The sequence below is a fragment of the Streptomyces sp. NPDC046308 genome (assembly GCF_055588065.1).
In genome coordinates this window covers 20,818-27,598 of sequence record NZ_JBVJFB010000014.1, presented here as the reverse complement: position 1 = coordinate 27,598, position 6,781 = coordinate 20,818, and the positions used below count along the sequence as shown (strand labels likewise).

The 6,781-nt window shown below is 75.5% G+C and carries 5 protein-coding genes; 2 read left to right on the top strand and 3 right to left on the bottom strand.

Features of this window, described 5'->3' with window-relative positions:
- On the bottom strand, window positions 1–1,701 hold a 1,701-nt coding region (gene treZ, locus ACZ6JT_RS34995; RefSeq protein ID WP_469216215.1), incomplete at its 3' end, for a malto-oligosyltrehalose trehalohydrolase.
- A gap of 111 nt (window positions 1,702–1,812) precedes the next feature.
- Here treZ and ACZ6JT_RS34990 point away from each other — a divergent pair.
- Together ACZ6JT_RS34990 and ACZ6JT_RS34985 are read left to right on the top strand one after the other, a co-directional pair.
- The gene (locus ACZ6JT_RS34990) at window positions 1,813–2,376 is read left to right on the top strand and encodes an FHA domain-containing protein (RefSeq protein ID WP_469216213.1); all 564 of its coding nucleotides are present in this window, start codon (window positions 1,813–1,815) and stop codon (window positions 2,374–2,376) included.
- 95 nt (window positions 2,377–2,471) lie between these two features.
- The gene (locus ACZ6JT_RS34985; RefSeq protein ID WP_469216212.1) at window positions 2,472–2,969 is read left to right on the top strand and encodes a GNAT family N-acetyltransferase; all 498 of its coding nucleotides are present in this window, start codon (window positions 2,472–2,474) and stop codon (window positions 2,967–2,969) included.
- Here ACZ6JT_RS34985 and ACZ6JT_RS34980 read toward each other — a convergent pair.
- Window positions 2,966–4,234 carry a M14 family zinc carboxypeptidase gene (locus tag ACZ6JT_RS34980; protein WP_469216210.1) on the bottom strand — a complete coding sequence of 423 codons (1,269 nt, stop codon included), beginning with the start codon at window positions 4,232–4,234 and terminating at the stop codon, window positions 2,966–2,968. The two genes, ACZ6JT_RS34985 and ACZ6JT_RS34980, sit on opposite strands and share 4 nt — an antisense overlap.
- 249 nt (window positions 4,235–4,483) lie before the next feature.
- Window positions 4,484–6,754 (bottom strand): malto-oligosyltrehalose synthase, encoded by a 2,271-nt coding sequence (gene treY / locus ACZ6JT_RS34975; protein ID WP_469216208.1) that lies wholly within the window; start codon window positions 6,752–6,754, stop codon window positions 4,484–4,486.
- Window positions 6,755–6,781: the final 27 nt, after the last annotated feature.

The window sequence follows — 6,781 nt, the reverse complement described above, 5'->3', positions numbered from 1 at the left end:
TGGGCTGTGCCCCCCAACAAAAGAGAGAACAACCCCCAAAAAAAGATCAGCAATGTGGGGGGGGGGGGGGGGAGCCCCCCCCCCCCCCCCCCCCCCCCCCCCCCCCCCCCCCAACCCCCCCCCTCCCCCCCCCCCCCCCCCCCCCCCCCCCCCCCCCCCCCTCCCCCCCCCCCCCAGGTCCGGGTGGCCGCGGCGGAGCGCCACCAGGGTGCGGTACCAGTCCAGCAGGCGTGCGTGGACGGCCTGTTCGGGCTCGGACCAGTCCAGGCAGGAGCGGTCCCGGGTGGCCGGGTCCTGCGGGTCCGGGATCTCTTCGGCCTTCCAGCCGTGCGCCGCGAACTCCCGCCGCCTGCCGGTCCGTACGGCCTCGGCCAGCTCCGGATCGGGGTGGTCGGTGAAGTACTGCCAGGGGGTGCGCGCCCCCCACTCCTCGCCCATGAACAGCATCGGCACGAACGGGCCGGTCAGCGCCATCGCCGCGGCACACGCCAGCAGCCCGGGGGAGAGGGAGGCGGAGAGCCGGTCGCCCAGCGCCCGGTTGCCGATCTGGTCGTGGGTCTGGGTGTAGCCCACGAAGCGGTGCGCGGGGGTCCGGCGGCGGTCCACCGGGCGGCCGTGGGTGCGGCCACGGAAGGAGGACCAGGTCCCGTCGTGGAAGAAGGCCCGGGTCAGGGTCTTGGCGAGGGCGGCGAGCGGGGCCTCGGCGAAGTCCCCGTAGTACGCCTGGGATTCACCGGTCAGCGCACTGTGCAGGGCGTGATGGAAGTCGTCGTTCCACTGGGCGTGCAGGCCCAGTCCGCCGGCCGCGCGCGGGGTGGTGGTGCGCGGGTCGCACTGGTCGGACTCGGCGATCAGGAACAGCGGCCGGCCGGTGTCCGCGGCCAGCGCGTCCACGGCCGCGGACAGCTCCTCCAGGAAGGTCAGCGCCCGCCCGTCGGCCAGCGCGTGCACGGCGTCGAGCCGCAGTCCGTCGATCCCGTAGTCGCGCAGCCAGGCCAGCGCGCTGCCGACGAGGTACGCGCGCACCTCGTCGGAGCCGGGAGCGTCCAGGTTCACCGCCGCGCCCCAGGGCGTGTGGTGGGTGTCGGTGAAGTACGGGCCGAAGGCGGGCAGGTGGTTGCCGGAGGGGCCGAGGTGGTTGTGGACCACGTCCAGCACCACGCCGAGCCCTGCGGCGTGGGCCGCCTCCACGAACCGGACCAGCCCGGCCGGGCCGCCGTACGGCTCGTGCACCGCCCACGGCGCGACCCCGTCGTAGCCCCAGCCGTGCCGGCCGGGGAAGGAGCAGACCGGCATCAGCTCCACGTGCGTGACGCCGAGGGCGGTGAGGTGCCCGAGGTGGGCGGCGGCCGCGTCGAAGGTGCCCTCGGGCGTGAAGGTGCCGATGTGCAGTTCGTACAGGACCGCGTCCTGGAGCCGGGTGTGCGGCGGCTGGACCTGCGGGTCCGCGGCCGGGACCAGCGCCTCGAAGTCGACCACCGCGGAAAGGCCGTCGGGGCCGTCCGGCAGCCGCCGGCCGCGCGGATCGGGCCGCGGGAGCGGGTCGCCGTCCAGCAGGAACCCGTAGCGGCTGCCGTCGCCGGCCGGGGCCTCCACGGTCCACCAGCCGGACCGTTGCGGATCGCGCTCCATCGCGTACGTCGCGTCGTCGAGTCGCATGGCGACATGACCTGTCAGCGGTGCCCACACCTCGAAGTGCAACGGACGGTCCCCTCGTCAGCGGCGGTGGCCGGCATGCGTATCCTGCCCATCATTCCGGGCGTGGCGGGGGAGTTCTGGACACTCCGGCCCCGACGGGCCGACAATCACCCTGTGACGTCGAGTTTCGAGATCCCCGCCTTCCCCGCGCCGCGGCTGTCCGACGCCGAGCGCGACAGGGCGCTGGGCCAGCTCAGAGAGGGCGCTGCCCTCGGCAAGCTGTCCCACGACACCTTCCTGCGCCGGATGGAACTCGCCCTGGTCGCCCGCCGCTCCGAGGACCTCGCCGTCCTCACGGCCGACCTCCAGGCAAGGGAGGCCGCCGAAAGCCCGTGGACGCGTCGGCTGTTCGGCTGGGTCGGCCGGGCCTCCGCCGTGTCCGTCGGCATCCGGCACGCCTGGGCCGCCGAGAAGCTGCCCAAGCTGCTGCTACCGCATCCGAGCGCGGCCGTCCTGCGGATCGGCCGCGATCCCGGCAACGGACTGCGGCTCAGCCACGAGACCGTGTCCCGGGCGCACGCGGAACTGAGCCTGCGCGACGGCCTGTGGGTGCTCAGGGACCTCGGCTCCACCAACGGGACCTCGGTCAACGGGCACCGGGTGACCGGCTCCGCGGTGGTCCGCGCCGGGGACCAGGTGAGCTTCGGGAAGATGACCTTCCGGCTCTGGTCGAGCTGAGGGGACGGTCCGCCGGGCAGCGCCCGCGGAGCGCCCCGTCCGTGCGCCGGGACCCGCCCGTCCGCCCGTGAGGGCCACCGCGCAGGATGACGGGCATGGAACACACGTCCGTCATCCGCCGCGCACGCGTCGGGGACCTCCCCCGCCTGACCGAGCTCGTCCACGAGCACATCGCGTACGAGAAGTCGGCGCCGCGGCCGCCCGGCCTCGCCGAGCGGCTCGGCCCGCAGCTGTTCGCCGAGGACGCCCGGCTGTGGGTGCTGCTCGCCGAGACCCCGGACGGCGCGGTCGTCGGATACGCCGCCTGCTCGGCCGAGTTCGCCTTCTGGGACGCCCGGCACTACCTGCACATGGACTGCCTCTACCTCGCGCAGGAGGCCCGCGGTCACGGTCTCGGCGCCGCCCTGATGGACGGGGTGCGGGACCTGGCCCGCGAGCTCGGCCTCGACCAGGTCCAGTGGCAGACCCCCGACTGGAACGAGGGCGCGATCCGCTTCTACGACAGGCTCGGCGCCACCGGCTTCCCGAAGCGCCGGTACGCCCTGTCCGTGGAGCCGGTGGAGCAGCTGGAGCCGGTGGAGCCCACCGCCTAAGGGGCCCGGTCGGCCGCCAGGAGGCGCTCGTAGGTGGCCAGGACGGTCCGGGACTGGTGTTCCACCTGGGTGGCCACCGGGACCCAGCGGGCCCCGAAGCGGGCCGCGAAGTCCTCGCACCATCCCGTGACCAGCCGGTCCAGGCCGGGCGCCGCCGGATGCCCCTGCGCGCGCAGCACCCGCAGCAGCATCGCGGCGGCGCGCAGCGACAGCCTGCGCCCGAAGGCGTCGATGCTGGCGATGTACGCCGCGGTGGCCTCCGTGGGAGCCCCGTCGCCCGTCCACTCGTCGCCGATCCGGGGGATCAGCGCGAGCGTCCAGTCCACGGCGCGCAGCAGCGGAGCCGTGGCCCCGTCCGCGTACGGCGGGGGGCCCGAGCGGATCCGGTCCCGTACTCCGGCGACGAGCGCGGCGTCTGCCGTGAGCCGCCCCGCGAGCATCCGCAGGGCGCCGCGCGGGTCGGGGTGCGGGGCCGGATCGTCGACCAGGTCGGAGGCCCACATGGGGACTTCGACGATCGCGGTCACCCCGGCGTACCGGTGGGCGTGGTACCAGGTGCTGAGCCGGGTGTCCTCCGGGTGGAAGGCCCCGGCGGCCTCGCTGCCCGGCTGCGGTATCACGAAGATGCCCGGACCGGGGGAGGGCCAGCCGGCGGCGTCCGAGGCGCCGTTCTCCACCGGGATGTGCAGCTCGGCGGCCGATTTGGCGAACGGCTCGGCGAGGCCGGGGATGTCCCGGGTGAGCTGGACCCAGGAGCCGCCGAGATCGGTGGCGTGCAGCGAGACCTGGAGCACGGGCCGCAGCTCGTCGATGAGCGCGGTCAGGGCCAGGGTCTCGGGCGGCAGCCGGTCCGGGGGCAGTAAAGACGGCGCCCACTCGGGCTGTTCGGGACCGGGCGGCCGGAAGAAGCTCCGGTGGTAGTCCAGGAGCGAGTACGGACGCGGGGTGCGGTGCAGGTCCGCGCCGTCGGGGTCGGCGCAGAGCAGGAAGTGCCAGCCGCAGCCGGCCCGCGGCGCGGGCTCGCGCAGGACGCGCCGGGCGAGCGAGAGGGCGGTGGCACCGCCGACGGGCTCGTTGGCGTGCGCCCCGGCGACGACGAGGACGTTGCGGGTGCGGGTGTTCGGGCCGACGGCCGCCACGGACAGGACCCAGAGCGGCTGCCCGGCCCGGGAGGTGCCGGCCTGGTGGAGCCGGACCTCGCCGGGGTGTTCGTCCGCCAGCGCGCGGGCGGCGAGCCCGAGTTCGTGCGGAGTGGGGTAGCGCATGTCACGGAGGAGAGTCACAAGTGATGCCATGCCCGCCGGGCCCACCGCCTACTGCTCCGCAGGCCCCGCAGTTCCCCCGCGCGGCGCGCGGCCGCCGCGGGGCGCCCCCCGCGCCTCGAACGCCGGCGGGGCTGAAGTACCAGGGCTCCGCCCCGGACGCCGCTCCTCAAACGCCGGAGGGGCTGGACTGTGCGGCGCGGCGGACGCGCCGAGGCGCGCGCGGGTTCCCGGCCGGCGTGCCGGGGAGGATCAGCGGCGGAGCCAGACGCCCACCGGGAGGCCGGCCAGCAGGTCGGCCAAGGCGACCGAACCGCTGTGCGAGTGCGCCGAGTTCGTGTCGGGGGGTGGGGGGAGGGCGGGGGTCCACGTGCCGGGCGGCAGGGGCAGCCGGGTGCCGCGCCAGCCTCCGGACGCGGCCAGCCGGTGGGACAGCCGGGTGGCCGCCACGAGCAGGCCGGGGGACCGGGTGAACGCCACCAGATGGCCGGCCGCCGGACCCTGCGCCGGGACGGGTGCGTAGCCCCGGAAGAGCTCCGGCCGGTCCCGGCGCAGCCGCAGCAGGGCGGCCGTCAGGGCCAGCTTCTCCTCGGCCGGGTCCTGTGGTGCGGCCCCCGTGTCCAGCCGCGCCAGTTCCCGGTGGGGGAAGCGGGCCGGGCGCCGGTTGTCGGGGTCGACGAGGGCCCGGTACTCGGTCTCGGCGCCCTGGTAGACCTCCGGGACCCCCGGCATCGTCAGGTGCAGCAGCGTCATGCCGAGGAGGTTGGCACGGGCCGCCTCCGCCAGCTCCACGGGGAGGTCGAGGGGGGCCGGTACGTAGCCGGGCACCTCCGCCTCGTAGCCCTCGTCCGGCTCCGTCCAGCTGGTGCGCAGGGCGGCCTCGCGGACCGCCTTGAGCAGCGCCTCGGACAGCCGGGGCACGGCGTCGGGGACCGGGCCGAGCCCGAGCGCGGTCTGCCGGGCCATCCAGGCCAGGTGGGGGTCCGCGCCGTCGGGCCGGCCCATCAGTTCCGGTGCCTGTGACAGGGCCGCGATCCGGGCCCGGACGTCCCCGCTGCGCTTGGTGTCGTGCGTGGACAGCACCGTCCCGGCCGCGGGCCACTCCCGGTCCCTGGCGGCGCAGTAGGCGTGGAACTCCGCGGCCGACACCGGAGGTTCGCCCGGCTCCCCGCCGACCTCGGTCGCCGACAGCAGGGGCGCGTACCGGTAGAAGGCCCGGTCCTCCAGGGACTTGGCCCGCAGCGCAGCCGAGGTCTGCGCGAAGCGGGCCGCGAAGGCCGGGTCGCGCAGCAGCAGTTCGCGTACGCCGGCCACGGGGACGGGCCCGGCCCCCGCGGCCGCCTGCTCCAGTGCCTGCGGCGGCAGCTCCCCATCGCCGGGATAGGGCCGGTAGAAGGGAAAGGCGATCAGCAACTCCCTTACCGCCGCGGCCAGGTCCGGCCCGGACCGGCGCTCCAGTGCCCCCAGTTCGGCGGCCAGGTCGCCGGTCAGCACCTCCCGTGCGCACGCCCGCGCCGCCTCCGGCCACCGCGGCAGCCCGGTGGACCGCTCGTACCGGGCCGCCAGCTCCGCGGCTCCTGCCGGGTCGGTGAACACCCCGTCCACCCGGTGCAGCGCGTCGTACCCGGTGGTGCCGGCCACCGGCCACGCGGGCGGCAGCCGCTCGTCGCGGGCGAGGATCTTCTCGACGACCACCCAGCAGCCGTCCCCGGCCGCCGCGCGCAGCCGCCGCAGGTACTCCTCCGGGTCCGCCAGGCCGTCCACGTGGTCGATCCGCAGCCCCTGCGCGACCCCGTCGCGGAGCAGTTCCAGCACCTTCGCGTGCGTGGCGGTGAACACCTCCGGGTCCTCCACACGGACCCCGATCAGGTCCGAAATGGTGAAGAAGCGCCGGTAGTTGAGCGCGGTCCGGGCCTCCCGCCACCAGGCCGGCCGGTACCACTGCGCGGCGAGCAGCTCGGGTAGTGCCAGCCCCTCGGTGCCGGCCCGCAGCGGGAACTCCTGCTCGCCGTAGCGCAGTACGCCGCCGTCGGCCGTCAGCTCGCAGGACTCCACCGGCCCGGCGAGCACCGGCAGCAGCACCTGCCCGCCCCCGGCCTCCCAGTCGATGTCGAACCAGCGGGCGTACGGCGATCCGGGCCCGTCCCGCAGCACCTCCCACAGGGGCTGGTTCAGCCGCAGCGGCGTCGGCACCGCCATGTGGTTGGGCACGATGTCGAGGACCAGGCCGAGCCCGTGCGCCCGGGCGGCCCCGGCCAGGGAACGCAGGCCCGGCTCGCCGCCGAGCTCGGCCCGCACGCGGGAGTGGTCGGTGACGTCGTACCCGTGCGTGGAGCCGGGTGCCGCCTCCAGTACGGGGGAGAGGTGCAGGTGCGACACACCGAGCGAGGCGAGGTACGGTACGGCTGCCTCGGCCGCCCGGAAGGGGAACTCCGGACGCAGCTGGAGACGGTACGTCGACGCCGGAGTGACAGGTGCCGGAACATCAGATTCCGATTCAGTGACCGGTTGCGGCTGGCTCATGAGAACGTACGTACCCAACCTGCCGGA